At 71.0% G+C, this 13711-nt stretch carries 17 protein-coding genes; 13 read left to right on the top strand and 4 right to left on the bottom strand.

What is annotated here, in order from left to right; genetic code table 11:
• Positions 1-51: 51 nt before the first annotated feature.
• Positions 52-732, bottom strand: coding sequence for a metal-dependent hydrolase (locus SY84_RS08340; RefSeq protein WP_046843635.1), 681 nt, complete (start codon positions 730-732; stop codon positions 52-54).
• Between the two features lie 218 nt (positions 733-950).
• On the opposite strand from SY84_RS08340, the gene cdaA reads away from it, so the two are divergent.
• From cdaA to rsfS, 5 genes are all read left to right on the top strand, one after another.
• Positions 951-1739: a diadenylate cyclase CdaA gene (gene cdaA / locus SY84_RS08345; protein ID WP_046843636.1), complete on the top strand. Its 789-nt coding sequence runs from the start codon at positions 951-953 to the stop codon at positions 1737-1739.
• Entirely contained in the window at positions 1736-2710 is a 975-nt protein-coding gene (locus SY84_RS08350) for a YbbR-like domain-containing protein (RefSeq protein WP_046843637.1), read from the top strand. Before cdaA ends, SY84_RS08350 begins: the two co-directional genes overlap by 4 nt.
• 151 nt (positions 2711-2861) lie before the next feature.
• Positions 2862-3458, top strand: coding sequence for a bis(5'-nucleosyl)-tetraphosphatase (symmetrical) YqeK (gene yqeK, locus SY84_RS08355; RefSeq protein ID WP_046843638.1), 597 nt, complete (start codon positions 2862-2864; stop codon positions 3456-3458).
• A gap of 4 nt (positions 3459-3462) precedes the next feature.
• The gene (locus tag SY84_RS08360; RefSeq protein ID WP_046843639.1) at positions 3463-4701 is read left to right on the top strand and encodes an LCP family protein; all 1239 of its coding nucleotides are present in this window, start codon (positions 3463-3465) and stop codon (positions 4699-4701) included.
• Positions 4702-4865: 164 nt separating this feature from the next.
• Positions 4866-5237 carry a ribosome silencing factor gene (gene rsfS / locus SY84_RS08365; protein ID WP_046843640.1) on the top strand — a complete coding sequence of 124 codons (372 nt, stop codon included), beginning with the start codon at positions 4866-4868 and terminating at the stop codon, positions 5235-5237.
• Positions 5238-5416: 179 nt separating this feature from the next.
• Here the strand turns inward: rsfS and SY84_RS08370 are convergent, their stop codons facing one another.
• Both SY84_RS08370 and SY84_RS08375 read right to left on the bottom strand, forming a co-directional pair.
• Complete coding sequence (locus tag SY84_RS08370) at positions 5417-5884, bottom strand: DUF3809 domain-containing protein (RefSeq protein ID WP_046843641.1); 468 nt, start codon at positions 5882-5884, stop codon at positions 5417-5419.
• A 13-nt stretch (positions 5885-5897) separates the two neighbouring features.
• Entirely contained in the window at positions 5898-6170 is a 273-nt protein-coding gene (locus SY84_RS08375; protein ID WP_046843642.1) for a DUF3248 domain-containing protein, read from the bottom strand.
• A 170-nt stretch (positions 6171-6340) separates the two neighbouring features.
• On the opposite strand from SY84_RS08375, the gene SY84_RS08380 reads away from it, so the two are divergent.
• The 3 genes from SY84_RS08380 (at position 6341) to coaD (ending at position 7924) form a co-directional block, all read left to right on the top strand.
• A complete protein-coding gene (locus tag SY84_RS08380; RefSeq protein ID WP_046843643.1) occupies positions 6341-6595 on the top strand; it encodes a hypothetical protein in 255 nt (84 codons plus the stop codon).
• A gap of 207 nt (positions 6596-6802) precedes the next feature.
• A complete protein-coding gene (locus SY84_RS08385; RefSeq protein ID WP_046843644.1) occupies positions 6803-7381 on the top strand; it encodes an RsmD family RNA methyltransferase in 579 nt (192 codons plus the stop codon).
• Between the two features lie 12 nt (positions 7382-7393).
• Positions 7394-7924 (top strand): pantetheine-phosphate adenylyltransferase, encoded by a 531-nt coding sequence (gene coaD / locus SY84_RS08390; protein ID WP_046843645.1) that lies wholly within the window; start codon positions 7394-7396, stop codon positions 7922-7924.
• Positions 7925-7996: 72 nt separating this feature from the next.
• On the opposite strand, the gene metK is transcribed toward coaD, so the two are convergent.
• Positions 7997-9211 (bottom strand): methionine adenosyltransferase, encoded by a 1215-nt coding sequence (gene metK, locus SY84_RS08395; RefSeq protein ID WP_046843646.1) that lies wholly within the window; start codon positions 9209-9211, stop codon positions 7997-7999.
• Positions 9212-9475: 264 nt separating this feature from the next.
• Between metK and SY84_RS08400 the strand changes: the two genes are divergently transcribed.
• From SY84_RS08400 to argR, 5 genes are all read left to right on the top strand, one after another.
• Positions 9476-10165, top strand: a complete 690-nt coding sequence (locus SY84_RS08400; protein WP_046843647.1) for a winged helix-turn-helix domain-containing protein — start codon at positions 9476-9478, stop codon at positions 10163-10165.
• Positions 10162-11130, top strand: a complete 969-nt coding sequence (locus SY84_RS08405) for a sensor histidine kinase (RefSeq protein WP_245621294.1) — start codon at positions 10162-10164, stop codon at positions 11128-11130. The genes SY84_RS08400 and SY84_RS08405 overlap by 4 nt, the downstream gene beginning before the upstream one ends.
• Before the next feature lie 85 nt (positions 11131-11215).
• Positions 11216-11860 (top strand): phosphate signaling complex protein PhoU, encoded by a 645-nt coding sequence (gene phoU / locus SY84_RS08410; RefSeq protein WP_046843648.1) that lies wholly within the window; start codon positions 11216-11218, stop codon positions 11858-11860.
• 117 nt (positions 11861-11977) lie between these two features.
• Positions 11978-13159: a bifunctional phosphopantothenoylcysteine decarboxylase/phosphopantothenate--cysteine ligase CoaBC gene (coaBC, locus tag SY84_RS08415; RefSeq protein WP_046845055.1), complete on the top strand. Its 1182-nt coding sequence runs from the start codon at positions 11978-11980 to the stop codon at positions 13157-13159.
• Positions 13160-13225: 66 nt separating this feature from the next.
• Positions 13226-13696, top strand: a complete 471-nt coding sequence (argR, locus tag SY84_RS08420; protein ID WP_046843649.1) for an arginine repressor — start codon at positions 13226-13228, stop codon at positions 13694-13696.
• The last annotated feature ends 15 nt before the right edge of the window (positions 13697-13711 follow it).

The following is a 13711-nucleotide window of genomic DNA, read 5'->3' on the forward strand; positions in this document are numbered from 1 at the left end:
TTACAGTTCAGTCGCCCCCTCTCCCCTGTCCGGTGTTACAGCGGCGTTACATTACAGGGTGGTGTGCTCGCCGGGCTTCAGGATGCGGACGTCCACGCCGCGCGCCTCGCCCTCACGCTGGAAGACGGCGGGGTCGCCGGTCAGCGGGGGGAAGGTGCCGTAGTGCATGGGGATCGCCACCCTCGGCTTGAGGAGATCCAGGGTGCGGGCGGCCTCCTCGGGGCCCATGGTGTAGTGGTCGCCGATGGGCAGCAGGGCGGCGTCCAGGCCGCGCTGGCCGATCAGGCTCATGTCGCTGAAGAGGTTGGTGTCGCCCGCGAAGTACACGCGCTTACCACCCAGTTCGATGATCAGGCCGGTGGGCATGCCGCCGTAGGTGCCGTCCGGGAAGGACGAGGAGTGCCACGCGGGCGTCAGGGTGACGCTGCCCCACCCGGCGCGGTAGGTGCCGCCGATGTTCATGCCGACCGGCTGGGTCGCGCCGTTCTTCCCGGCGTACCCGGCGATCTCGGCGGTGGCGATCAGGGGCACGCCGGCCCGGGCGAAGTCCAGGGCGTTGCCCCAGTGGTCGCCGTGCGCGTGGCTGATCAGCACGGCGCTGAGCGTCCACTCCAGGGCTTCTTGCAGGGAGACGCTGGCCTGCGGGTTGCCCTCGATGAACGGGTCGATGAGCAGGCGGTGCCCGCCGCTCTCGAGCAGGAAGGTGCTGTGGCCGATGAAATGGATGTTCATGTGGGACCTCCGGTCGGGTCAGCTTCCCGCGTGGGGGTGGCGGGCGACTGTGGGCGTTCCCGCGTTCCGGCCCTGAACGTGCCCGGCGTCCATCTTCCGGGGGACGCGCGGGGCGTGGCCGCGACGTTCTCATGGGGCGCAGACCGTATAGTGGGCGCGACTTCGCTTGCCCAGCCCTGCCCCTCCGCCCCCGCGCCCGTGAAAGGAGTACGCCGCTGATGCCCCCGCTTGGACAGGTCAGTGTCCGGGACGTTCTGGACATCCTGCTGGTCGCGTTTCTGGTGTACCAGGGGTACCTGCTGGTCGCGGGCACGCGCGCCGTGAACGTCGTGCGCGGCATCCTGGTGTTCGCGGGCGTGTGGGTGGCGGCGCAGCTGCTGAACCTCACGACCCTGTCGTACCTGCTGGGCCGCGCCGGGACGGTGGGGATCTTCGCGCTGATCGTGCTGTTCCAGCCGGAGCTGCGCGCGGTGCTGGAACGCGTGGGCCGCCCGCGCGGACGCGACACCGGGGCGAGCGGCGCGGCGCTGCAGGACCTGGCACGCGCCATGGAACGCCTCGCGGAGCGCAAGACGGGCGCGCTGATCGCCATCGAGCGCCGCACGCCGCTGGGCGAGTACGCCGCGACGGGCGTGTCGCTGGACGCGCTGGTCAGCGTCCCGTTCCTGGAGGCGTTGTTCGCCCGCAACGCGCCGCTGCATGACGGCGGCGTGATCATCCAGGGGTCGCGGGTGATCGCGGCCGGGTGCCTGTTCCCGCTGCAGTCCAGTGACGGCACGTACCGCCGATACGGCACGCGGCACCGCGCGGCGATCGGCCTGTCGGAACTGACCGACGCGGTGGTGCTGGTCGTCAGTGAGGAGCGCGGCAGCATGCGCGTGGCGCTGGGGGGGCGGCTGGGCCCGGACCTGACGGGCGCGGAACTGCGCGAGCACCTGCGGACGCTGGTGTACGACCCGGCCGGGTACAGCCCCCTGCCGGACCCGGCGCCGGAGGTGCAGCCGTGAGCGTGGGGGACCGCGTGCAGGGGCGGCTGCACTGGCTGCGGCGCTGGCTGAGCCCCCGCTACGCCTGGGGGAGAACGACGCACAACCTGCTGCCGAAGCTGCTGGCGCTGGCGGTATCGGTGACGCTGTGGGTCGTGGCGACCGCCGACCGCCGCGCGAACGTCGAGCAGGGCTTTGACGTGCCGGTCACCGTGCGCGACACGACGGGCAACGGGCAGGAGAAACGCGCGACGAGCAACCTGAATCCGGCGTCCGTACGGGTGATCCTGTCAGGCCGCCCGGAGCGGCTGCGGGACCTGCAGCCCGACAGCATCGAGGCGGTGGTGGACGTCACCGACGCGCCGGAGGGCAGTTTCACGCGCACGGTGACCGTGACCGCGCCGGGCGGCACAGCCCTGCAACGCGTGACACCCACGCGGGTGCAGGGCTTCGTGGACACGCAGGTGGCGCGCACGCTGCCCGTGACGCTCAGCGTGACCAGTCCGCCCGATTCGAGCCTGCCCCGCTATCAGGTGACGCCGGGTGAGGCGACCGTGTCCGGGGCGGGGCAGATTGTCGTGAGCGTGGCGCGGCTGGCGACGAGTCCGGCCCCGCTGGGCGTGAATGCCGAGCGTGAGGTGCCGCTGATTGCACTGGACGCTGCCGGTCGGCCCGTCACCGGGGTCACCATGCGGCCCAGTACGGTCACGGTGCGCCGGTTGGATACCGGGGAACTGCCAGTCAAGACGCTGCGGGTGGTGCTGAACGACCCGCCGTCCGGGCTGCAGGTCACGGCGGTCAGCGTGCAGCCGGGCACGGTGCGTCTGGTCGCGGCGCCGGAACTGCTGGCCCGGCTGCGGGAGGTCGCGGGGCAGGTGACGTACCGGGAGGGGACGTACACGGCGCCCGTGCGCCTGAACGTCCCGGCGGGCGCGCAGGCGCTGGAGACCGTGAGCGTGCGTCTGACGGTGACACGCCGCACGGCCCCTTGATGCACCGGGCGGCCCTGCCCCCCGGAGGGCAGAGAAATGCCGCGTGACACGCTGATCAGACGGACGTCAGAAAGTGACCCGGGTGTCAGCTCGGTTCGGGGAAGCGGCGTATAGTCAGGGTCATGATGTGGGGAAGCGGCCACATACTCGCGTGATTGCCCAGGTGCTGCCCCCGCCCCCCGGCGTGGCGGCCTGGACAGGCTGGGAGGAACGGGTGCGGCTGATGGTCAAGCCGCGCCGCTACGAGCACGTGCTGCGCGTGGCGGAACTCGCGGCGCAGATCGCCCGGGCTAACGGCCTGGACGACATGCGTGCCTACGCCGCCGGGGTGCTGCACGACATTGCCCGCGACCTGCCCGATCACGAACTGCTGCGTCTCGCGCCTCCTGAATGCGACATCGACGCGGCGCACCCACTGGCCCTGCACGGCCGTGCCGCCCGCACCCTGCTCGAACGCTGGGGGTACCAGGACCGCGTGGTGCTCGACGCCGTCGAGGACCACACCACCGGCCCGCGTGGCGGCAACCCCGTCTCGTCGTGCGTGTACATCGCCGACGTGTCCGAACCCGGCCGCGGCGTGAACGCCGACATCCGCGAACTGGCCCTGACCGACCTGACGGCCGCGCTGGAACGCGCCATCGTCTCCAAGGTCACGTACCTCCAGGGGCGCGGCATTCAGGTCCACCCCCGCACCCTGAAGGCCTACCACGCCCTCCCCTGCAACGCCCACCTTCCCTGCCCCACGTGAACCTGTGACCCACCCCCCTGCCCCCCGCATCGCCGGGCTGCGCGCCCTGCAGGCGTTCGGCCTCTCCCTCTCCGCCCTGTCCCTGGGGGGCTTCGCGCTCCTGAGCGGCGCGGGGCCCTCGGCCGCCGCCGCCGTCACGCCCGGGCAGGCCCCCAGCTTCACCCTGCTGATCGCCGGGCGGGACATCGTGTACTGCTACTACCGCCAGCCCTGCAAGGACCAGGACCAGCGCACCGGGCTGGCACAGCCGCCGAACACCGACACCGTCATGGTCGTCAAGGTGCAGGGCACCACCGTGCACGCCCTGAACATCCCCCGCGACACCAATGTCGGCCCCTTCGACCGGTACCGGTCCGTGGCCCTACAGAAAATCAACAGTCAGTACTTCTCCGGCGGGCCCGAGGCTCTCGTGAAGGCTGCCGAGACCATCACGGGCGAACACATCGACTCGTACGTGATCGTCCGCACCGACTACGTCGAGCGGGTCATCGACGCGCTGGGTGGGCTGGACGTCACCGTGCCCGAACCCGGCATCGAGTGGATCGACAACGCGGCGGGCGTGAACCTGAACCTCGCGCCCGGCGCGCACCACCTGGACGGCAAGGACGGCGTGCTGTTCCTGCGCGTCCGCAAGGGATTCGGGGACGACTACGGCCGCATCGACCACCAGAAACAGGCCCTGACGCAGCTGGCCGGAAAGCTCCGCACGCCGCAGGGCCTCGCGGCGCTTCCCACCATCCTGGGCGGCATTGGCAACGGCGTCGAAACCAACGTGAACCCCGCCACCATCGCCGCGATGCGCCCCTACCTGAGCCAGATGAAACTCAGCTTCGCCACGCTGCCCACCGACGACATTCCCGGCACCTTCAACCTCGCCGTGAACCGCGAGCGACTCGCGCAGGTGTGGGGCGACGTGCCCGCCACACCCCCCAACCCGGACCTGAAGGTCACGGTCGTGGACGCCAGCGGCGAGAACCTCGGCCCGGCCCTGACCCGCGCCCTGACCGCGCTGGGCTACCGCAACGTGCAGGTCACGCCCGCCCCCCGCAGCGGCGAGGCCAGTCAGGTGTTCACCCAGCAGGACGTCGCCGACGCCGCGCAGCTGGCCGACACTCTGAACCTCGCCCGGCTGCAGGGCGAACGCTTCCCGGTCAGCGCGGGCGAGGTCGGCATCCTGCTCGGCGCGGACGCCGCCGAGAGCCTCGCTGGACTGAAAGGCCTGGGCGCCCCCACCATCCCCTGAGGCGCCACACCCCTGACCCCCGAAATGAAGTCACGGCAGGGGCAGCACCCGCCCCGCGCCCTGTAGACTGACCCATTGCAGCGCGCCCCGGCCCGCTCAGGCCACCCCAGGCCCGCGCCGCGCGCCCGACCACCCCCCGCCCCCACTCAACACCCGGAGCCCCCATGACCCCCGACACCAACACCATGAACCAGCTGCGCGCCATCGTGGACGCCGCCCGCGAACGCCGCGCCGAAGACGTCACCGTCCTCGACCTGACCGACGTCAGCAGTACCCTCGAATACTTCGTGATCTGCACCGCCACCGCCGGCCTCCAGCTGAACGCCGTGCAGGAGAACATCCGCGAGAAAGCCCAGGCGACCGGTCTGCCCCGCCCCAGCGTCGAAGGCCCCAGCGAACGCTGGCTGCTCCTCGCGTTCGGCGGCAGCGTCGTCGTGCACATCATGACCAAGGACGCCCGCGAGTACTACGATCTCGAAGGCCTCTGGAGCGACGCGCGCGTCCTCGACTTCCCCGAACCCGAAGTCAAGGCGTAATCACTCCGGTTGGATGGGGCGCAGCTCCGTTCAACCCGAGCGGATGCGAGTAGGAGTCAGGCGGGTTCCGGGAGTGGAGGTGGCCGATCGGCGCCCTTCCGATCAGCCACCGAAACGGACGGAATCCGCTCAGAAAATGCGTCCCAGCCCTCATTCGGCGGGGACGCTTTCCTTGTGGGTCACTCCTGCGCGGCCTGCGCGATTCCGGCGGGCAGTTCGCGGGCCACGCGCTCCAGGGTGCGGGCAGCGGCGGCGCGGATCATCTTCTCGAAGGCCGCGCCGCCCCAGCCCTGCGCGTCCGGCGTGGCGAGGTGCGCGCGGAACTGGAACGCGAAGTGCAGCGCACCCCCGTCCAGGCGGGCCTGACCGGCGACCTCCACCCAGGCCCGCTCGCCGCTGATGGCCTGCGGGGTGAGCGCCCCCCCGTCCGGCGTGGCGGTCAGGGCGCTGTGGAAGGGCAGGTCCACCTCGCCCAGGCCGGGGAGCGGCACGAGCAGTTCGCCGCGCACGCCCTCGCCGTCGGCACGCAGGTCCCGCAGGAAACGCACGCGGGCCAGCGCGCGGGCCGGGTCGCGCACGAACGCCAGCGCCGCCGCGTCGTCCCCGGCCCAGGGCAACGTGAAGTCCTGCGTCGCCTCAACGATCACGCGAGCACCGGAATCAGTCGACCCACTCGATCACGACTCGCTTCTCGGCCAGCGCCGCCTGCAACTCGGCGTCCCCGGCGCTGCGCAACCGGGGCAGGTGCGCGAATCGGGGCGTGGCGGACGCGAAGCCCAGCCGCACCACGACGTCGTCGCTGGCCTCGTCCTTCCCGATGCGCCACACGAGCTGCCCGCCCAGCGCGTCCAGCGCGCGCGCCAGTTCCGGCGAGGCGGCCTCCAGGGCACTGGAGTCCGGCAGCTCGGCAGGGTCGCCCGGCAGATCGGTCATGCCCGCCATTGTACGCGGCCCGCCGCGCAGCGTAGAGCAGTTCTCCGAATTCCGGCATCAGAACAACGGACTTCTGATGCCTCCATTCTCCATCCTGCTCGGCAACATTCACTCGCTCTGCTCGTCCATAAAGAACAGCTCTTTATGGCAGATGCTGTAGAACGGTGGGCATGACGAGCATCAGCTGGCGCGCCCTGGAAACCCACGTGGGCCTGAACGACCTGCCCGCCTTTCACCGCGCGTTCCTGACGTGGCGCGGCGTGGACGGCGCGGAAGGCATGCCGCTGCGGCGCGTGCAGCAGCGGGTGGAGGCCGAACTGAACCGACTGGTGCAGGCGGGGCAGGCCACTCGCGACGGCGAGGACTGGCAGCTCCAGCCCGGCGCACTGGACGGCTTCGCAGCTGCCGCGCCTCACCTGGGCTGAGCCGGGCCAAGTGCACCGTGCTCTATCCTGAAGGGATGACGTTCCCCTCCCCCACCCACCTCCGCAGGGGCCAGCGATGAAGCGGATTCCGTCTGTTCCGTGGCTCCCCCGGAACCCCACCGGGGCAGCCACTCCACGCCCGGAACCCGCACGACTCCCACTCGCGTCCGCTCGGGTCGAACGGCAGGCCGTGCAACCGGAGGGGCTGTGAGCCTGCGCATTCTGGGCGGCACCGCGAAGGGCCGTAGCCTGCAGGTGCCCGACAGCGCCCGGCCCAGCGGCGCGCGCGTCCGCAAGAGCCTGTTCGACCTGCTGGCTGCCCGCGCGCCCGCCGGGCGATACCCGGAGTTCATCGACCTGCACGGCGGGAGCGGCGCGATCGGGCTGGAGGCCGCCAGTCGCGGGTACCGCGTGACGCTGGTCGAGAAGGACGCGCGGGCCGTGCGGGCGCTGGAGACGAACGCCCGCGCGCTGGACCTGCGGGTGCGGATCGTGAAGGGGGACGCCGGGGCGCTCCTGAAACGCCTGGGGCAGTTCGACGTGGTGTTCAGCGACCCGCCGTACGAGGCGGACATCCCGAAACTGACCGCGCAGATCCTCGCCAGCGGCGTCCTCGCGCCCGGCGGACTGCTGGTGTGCCAGCATCCGGACCGGCTGCACCTGCCCGAGCACGCGGGCTTCACGCGGGAGGAACGCGAGTACGGCAGCAACACTTTGACGCTGTACTGGCACCCGGACGCCCCGGAACTGGACGCGGACAGCGACGATGACGGCGAAATCGGGTAAGGTGGCGGGGTTATGAACGCCGTTTTCCCGGGCTCGTTCGACCCGATCACCAGCGGGCACATGGACGTACTGACGCGCGCCGCGCGGATCTTCGACCACGTGACCGTGACGGTCATGCACAACGCCCGCAAGCAGGGCCGCCACCTCTTCACGCTGGACGAGCGCCTGGAGATCCTGCGCGAGGCGACCGCGCACTTCCCCAACGTCAGCGTGGACACCTTCGGGGGCCTGCTGGTGGACTACATGGCCCGCCAGGAGACCGGCAGCGTGATCGTGCGCGGCCTGCGCGCCGTGTCCGACTATGAGTACGAGTTGCAGATCGCGCACCTGAACCGCCAGATCGGGGACGCGGAGACGGTGTTCATCATGGCCGCCACCCGCTGGAGCTTCGTGAGCAGTTCCATGGTGCGCGAGATCGCCAGTTACGGCGGGAACGTCAGCGAGATGGTGCCCCGCGCCAGCGCCAGCGCCCTGCGCCGCAAGCACGCGGACGTGTACGAGGAACGCGAGGCAGAATTGCAGGCCCAGACGACCAGCCTCTAAAAAACAAGAACGCGAAAACAAGAGCGCGCCGCCCCCAGCCTGAACCGGGGGCGGCGCGGCCGTGTGGGTGGGTCAGTCCTGCTGCGCGGCGGCCTTGAGGGCCTCGGCCTTGTGGGTCTGTTCCCAGGGGAATTCGGGGCGGCCGAAGTGGCCGTACGCGGCGGTCTGCGCGTAGATGGGGCGGCGCAGGTCGAGTTCCGCGATGATCGCCTGGGGGCGCGCGTCGAAGTGCTCGGCCACGATCACGGCGAGGCGGTCGTCGCTGACGGTGCCGGTGCCGTACGTGTCGACGCGCAGGCTGACGGGCTGGGCGCGGCCGATGGCGTACGCGACCTCGACCAGCGCGCGCCGGGCGAGGCCCGCGGCGACGATGTTCTTGGCGATGAAGCGCGCGTAGTACGCCGCGCTGCGGTCCACCTTGGTGGGGTCCTTGCCGCTGAACGCCCCGCCACCGTGGGGCACGGCGCCGCCGTAGGTGTCCACGATGATCTTGCGCCCCGTGAGGCCGGTGTCGCCGTGGGGGCCGCCGATGACGAAACGTCCCGACGGGTTGATGAAGTACTTCGTGCCTTTGGTGAGGTACTCGGCGGGAATCACGGCCCTGATCACGTGCTCGATCATGTCGGCGCGGATCTGTTCCTGGCTCACGTCCTCGCTGTGCTGGGTGCTGATGACGACGGTGTCGACCAGCGTTTCGGTGGCCTCGTGGGGTTCGCCGTCGCGGACGACCGTGACCTGCGCCTTCGCGTCGGGGCGCAGGTAGGGCAGCGTACCGTCCTTGCGCAGCTCCGCGATGCGCCGCGTGAGCTTGTGCGCGAGGCTGATGGGCAGCGGCATGAGTTCCGGCGTCTCGTCGGTGGCGTAGCCGAACATCAGGCCCTGGTCGCCCGCGCCGACCATCGAGTGCGCGTTCTCTGCGAGGGCACGCTGCTCTTCGGTCATGCCGCGCCACTCCTCGCTGTGGTTCACGCCGCCCGCGATCTCGGGGCTCTGTTCGTGCAGGCTGACCAGCACGGCGCTGTATTCGGCGTCGAAGCCGTAGTTCGCGCGGGTGTAGCCGACCTGCTTGACGGCGTCACGGACGGTCTTCTGGACGTCCACGTGGGCGGTCTCGGCGGTGACCTCGCCCGCCACGACGGCCATGCCGGTGGTGAGCAGCGTCTCCACCGCGACGCGACTGCCGGGTTCCTGGCGCAGGAACTCGTCGAGAATGCTGTCCGAGATGAAGTCGGCCAGCTTGTCGGGGTGCCCTTCGGACACCGATTCCGAGGTGTAGTACTTCCGCATGTTCGCTCCTTGCGTGCGGGGGGGCGTCTCACAGAACCACCTGGAGAGGGATGTCGCTGCGGTCCCTGCACGGCTCCCAGCGCCGGGACTGGCGCGCGGTTGCACCCAGCAGCGTACCGCAGGGCGCCATGAGGCGACAGGGGCGAACGCCACCGATGTCCAGCCCGCGCCGCCTCACCCGAGGGGTCCAGGGCCACTGCGGTCCGGGTCAACTGTGGGCACGGGCTGACACTCGCCTGACCTGAGCCTTAAGAATGAAGGGACATGAGCCACGTCGTTGTCATCGAGGATGAGGGAACGGTCCGGGACGTCCTGCGCTTTCACCTGGAGCGGGCGGGGCTGCGGGTCACCGCCCTGGAGTCCGTGACCGGCGCGTTCGACGTGCTGCCCGGCGCGGACGCGCTGGTGCTGGACTGGATGCTGCCCGGCGAGAGTGGCCTGAGCTTCCTGCGCCGCCTGCGGGCCGACGCGGAACTGCGCCGCATGCCGGTGCTGATGCTCACCGCCCGCGCCGCCGAGGCCGAGCGGGTCGAGGGCCTGGAGTCCGGCGCGGACGACTACCTGACCAAGCCGTTCAGTGCGGCGGAACTCGTGGCGCGGGTGCGGGCGCTGCTGCGCCGCACGCAGCCGGACGTGCCCGCCGTCCTGAGCAACGGCCCCCTGAGCGTGGACGTGAGTGCCGCCGAGGCGCGGGTGGGCAGCCGCCGCATGAACCTCACGCGGCGCGAGTTCGACCTGCTGGCCTTCATGACGCAGCACGTGGGGCGCGTGTACTCCCGCACGGAACTGCTCGACCGGGTGTGGGGCGCGGACTTCCTGGGGGGCGAGCGGACCGTGGACCAGCACGTCACGCAGCTGCGCGCCCATCTGGGTGACGATCCGGGCAAGCCCGGCTTCCTGGAAACGGTGCGCGGCAAGGGCTACCGCATGCGCCCCTGGACGGACGGCGCGTGACGGCCCCGGACGCCACCGGCCGCGCGGTGGGCGCGCCCGATCACTGGATCGACGCGCTGCCGCAGGCGGTCCTGCTGACGGACGCGGGGCTGGTCACGCGCGTGAACGCCGCCGCCGCGCGGCTGTGGGGCGTGCCGCAGGAGCGCGCCTCGGGCCGCCCGGTGCTGGAGGTCGTGCGCCGCCACACCCTGGAGACCCTGCTCGAACGCGGCGGGGAGCTGGAACTGGAGGTCACGGGCCGCACGCTGCGCTGCACCGCCACCCGCGACGGCACGCTGGGCGCGCTGATCGTGGAGGACGTCACCGAGCACCGCCGCCGCGAGGCGGAACTGCGCGAGGCGACCGCCGTGCTCTCTCACGAGTTCCGCACGCCCGTCGCGGCGCTGCGCGGCGTGCTGGAGGCGCTGGAGTACGACATGCCCCGCGACCTCGCGCAGAACTTCGTCCGGCAGGGCCTCCAGGAAACCGAGCGCCTCGCGCGGCTGGCGGAGGACCTCGCCGTGGGCTTCCGGCCCACCCGCGCCCGCACCCTGCCGCTGGCCGAGGCCTTCGCGCGCGCCGAGCGGCTGCTGACGGCTGACCTGAACGCCCGCCGCGCCAGCGTGACGTTCGGGCAGGATCACCTCGTGCGGGCCGATCCGGACAAGCTGCTGCAGGTGCTGCTGAACCTCATCGAGAACGCCCTGAAGTACGGCCCGCCCGCCCAGCCCATTGAGGTGCAGACCCATGAACGCGGCACCTGGATCGAGGTGAGCGTCCTTGACCGGGGCACGCCCATTCCCGACACCGAGAGCCTGTTCAAGGCGCACACGCGCGGCCGCGCCGCGACCGGGCAGGGCAGCGGCATGGGTCTGTACATCGTCCGGAGCATCGTGCACGGTTGGGGCGGGCAGGCCTGGGCCGAGCGGCGCGGCGACGCGAACGCCTTCTGCTTCACCCTGCCCGGCGTGGGCGGCATCGGCTGAGCCGCCACATGCTGCCCCCGCGAAGCTGACCGTTCCCTGACACTCCCCCGCCGTGCGGGGTGCTACGTTCAACACAGGAGTCCCCATGCGTGAAGCCCTCGAAAACGATCTGCGTGCCGTCCTGAACGGCGCACTGAACATGCTCGGCACCGTCGAGCGCATGCTCCCCGTCGCCGGGGACGTCCTGCTGCGCGAGAACGTCGAACGCCTCGCGGAGGTCAAGGCCCTCGACCGCGAGGTGGACGCCCAGGAAGCGCAGATCGAGGCCGAGTGCCTGCGGATCATCGCGCTGCACCAGCCGGTCGCGCGGGACCTGCGGATGGTCGCCCTGATCCTCAAGAGCCTCAGCGACATCGAGCGCATGGGCGACTATGTCGTGCACGTCGCCGAGGACGGCGCGGAACTCGCGCAGGCCCCGGCGCTGAAACGCTACGTGAACCTCGCGCGGATGCTCGACCGGCTGGGCGAGATGAGCCAGAACCTCCGCACCGCCATCGCCGACCGTGACGTGGCGCGCGCCGAGGCGACCGTGCAGATGGACGACGAGGTGGACGACCTGTACGAGCAGATCCAGCGTGAACTCGTGACGTACATGCTCGAGGACCCGCGCAACATCAGCAAGGCGCTGATGCTCATGCGGGTGGGCCGCAGCCTGGAACGCGTCGGGGATCACATGGAGAACATCTCCGAACGCGTCCGCTACTGGGTGACCGGCCAGCGCGAAGGCTGACGCCCCGCCCACACACGCCGCCCCTTCCGGAAACGGGGGGCGGTTGTTTGCGCCTATCCTGTACCCGTGAGAACGGCTGATGAGCGTCCGTGCGTGCTGGTGATCGTGGGGGGGAGCATGGCGGCGGTGAAGGCCCCGTCGGTGCTGCGCCGGTTGCGGGAGCGTGGGGCGGAGGTGCGGGTGATCGCGACCCGCGCGGCGCTGGCGTTCGTCACGGAACTGAGCCTGAGCACGGCGGCGGACGGTCCGGTGGGCACGGACGCGCACTGGTTCGAGGCGCGGCCGGACGCGCTGCACCTGACACACGCGCGGGTGGGCGCAGCGGTGGTGGTGGGCGCGTCGGCGGAGTTGCTGGCGGGGGCGGCGCACGGGCACGCGGGGGATCTGGCGCTGGCGACGCTCCTGAGCGTGCGCGCCCCCGTATTGTGGGTGCCCGCGATGAACGAGCTGATGTGGATGCACCCGGCGGTGCAGGCGAACGTGGAAACGCTGCGCGGCTGGGGGCACGCCTTCCTGGGGCCGGAGGTGGGGGCGTTCGGCACGCGCGGCGAGGGGCGCGGCGTGGGCCGCATGAGCGAACCGGATGACATCGCGGACGCGACGCTGGCCCTGCTGAAGGGGTACACCTCCACTGCCCCAGTGCGGGATCTGGTGGGCGTGCGGGTGGTCGTGTCGGCCGGGCCGACGCGGGAGTACCTGGACCCGGTGCGGTTCATCAGCAACCCGTCGAGCGGGAAGATGGGCTTCGCGGTGGCGGAGGCCGCGCGGGACCGGGGCGCGGACGTGACGCTGGTGACCGGCCCGGTGAATCTGCCGGACCCGGCGGGCGTGCGGGTGGTGCGGATCGAGTCGGCGCTGGAGTTGCGGGACGCGGTGGTGGACGCCGCGCGGGACGCGGGCATCGTGGTGATGACGGCGGCGGTCGCGGATTACCGCGCGGCCACCCAGAGCGGCGAGAAGCAGGCGAAGGTGGCGGGCGACGTGACGATTCACCTGACGCCCAACCCGGACATCCTGGCGGAACTGGGCCGTGAGAAGGGGGACCGGGTCCTGGTGGGCTTCGCCATGGAGACACACGCCGGGGTGGAACGCGCGGCGGGCAAGGCGCAACGGAAGAATGCGGATTTCATCCTCCTGAACTACCCGACGCGGGAGGGCACGGCGTTCGGCGGGGACGACAATCAGGTGACGCTGGTGCGCGCCGACGGCTCGCATGAGGACTGGCCGCGCGTGAGCAAGCGCGAGGTGGCCGAGCGCCTGCTGACCGAGGCGGCGCGGCTGCTGCCCCGTCAGGGCTGAGCGGGGTTCTGCTCGTCGGGACGCCCGTCATTGAATTATGCAGTGCATATGCATATGCTGTGTGGAATGGCGGGTACGCTCAGCAAGGAACAACGTCAGAAACGCATTCAGGACATCATCGCCCGCGACAGTGTCAGTACCCAGGGAGAACTCGTCGAGCGCCTCCAGGCCGAGGGCATCCGGGTCACGCAGGCCACCGTCAGCCGCGACATCAACGAGCTGCGGCTGGTGCGCCTCCCGGTCGGGAAGGGCCGCCACCGCTACGCCCTGGCGCAGACGGCCGGGCACGTGGGCGCGCAGGAGGAACTCGCGCGGCTCTTCCAGAACTTCGTGCACGACATCGACCGGGGCGAGAACATGCTCGTGATCCGCACGGCGGACGGGCACGCGACCGGCGTGGCGCTCGTGCTCGACCGGGTGCGGCGGGATGACATCATCGGCACGCTGGCGGGCGAGGACACGATCTTCGTGGTGGCGCGCACCACGGCGGACGCGGAGAACATCATGGAGGAGTTCCACGCCATGATGCTGGGGTAAACATTGCGGTGAGTC

The organism is Deinococcus soli (ex Cha et al. 2016), assembly GCF_001007995.1.
Taxonomy (GTDB): Bacteria; Deinococcota; Deinococci; order Deinococcales; family Deinococcaceae; genus Deinococcus; species Deinococcus soli.

Coding starts and splice junctions, on each gene's coding strand:
- SY84_RS08340 (WP_046843635.1), bottom strand. CDS start 732: ATGAACATCCATTTCATCGGCCACAGCACCTTCCTGCTCGAGAGCGGC.
- cdaA (WP_046843636.1), top strand. CDS start 951: ATGCCCCCGCTTGGACAGGTCAGTGTCCGGGACGTTCTGGACATCCTG.
- rsfS (WP_046843640.1), top strand. CDS start 4,866: ATGACCCCCGACACCAACACCATGAACCAGCTGCGCGCCATCGTGGAC.
- SY84_RS08375 (WP_046843642.1), bottom strand. CDS start 6,170: ATGACCGATCTGCCGGGCGACCCTGCCGAGCTGCCGGACTCCAGTGCC.
- SY84_RS08380 (WP_046843643.1), top strand. CDS start 6,341: ATGACGAGCATCAGCTGGCGCGCCCTGGAAACCCACGTGGGCCTGAAC.
- coaD (WP_046843645.1), top strand. CDS start 7,394: ATGAACGCCGTTTTCCCGGGCTCGTTCGACCCGATCACCAGCGGGCAC.
- metK (WP_046843646.1), bottom strand. CDS start 9,211: ATGCGGAAGTACTACACCTCGGAATCGGTGTCCGAAGGGCACCCCGAC.
- SY84_RS08400 (WP_046843647.1), top strand. CDS start 9,476: ATGAGCCACGTCGTTGTCATCGAGGATGAGGGAACGGTCCGGGACGTC.
- phoU (WP_046843648.1), top strand. CDS start 11,216: ATGCGTGAAGCCCTCGAAAACGATCTGCGTGCCGTCCTGAACGGCGCA.
- coaBC (WP_046845055.1), top strand. CDS start 11,978: ATGGCGGCGGTGAAGGCCCCGTCGGTGCTGCGCCGGTTGCGGGAGCGT.
- argR (WP_046843649.1), top strand. CDS start 13,226: ATGGCGGGTACGCTCAGCAAGGAACAACGTCAGAAACGCATTCAGGAC.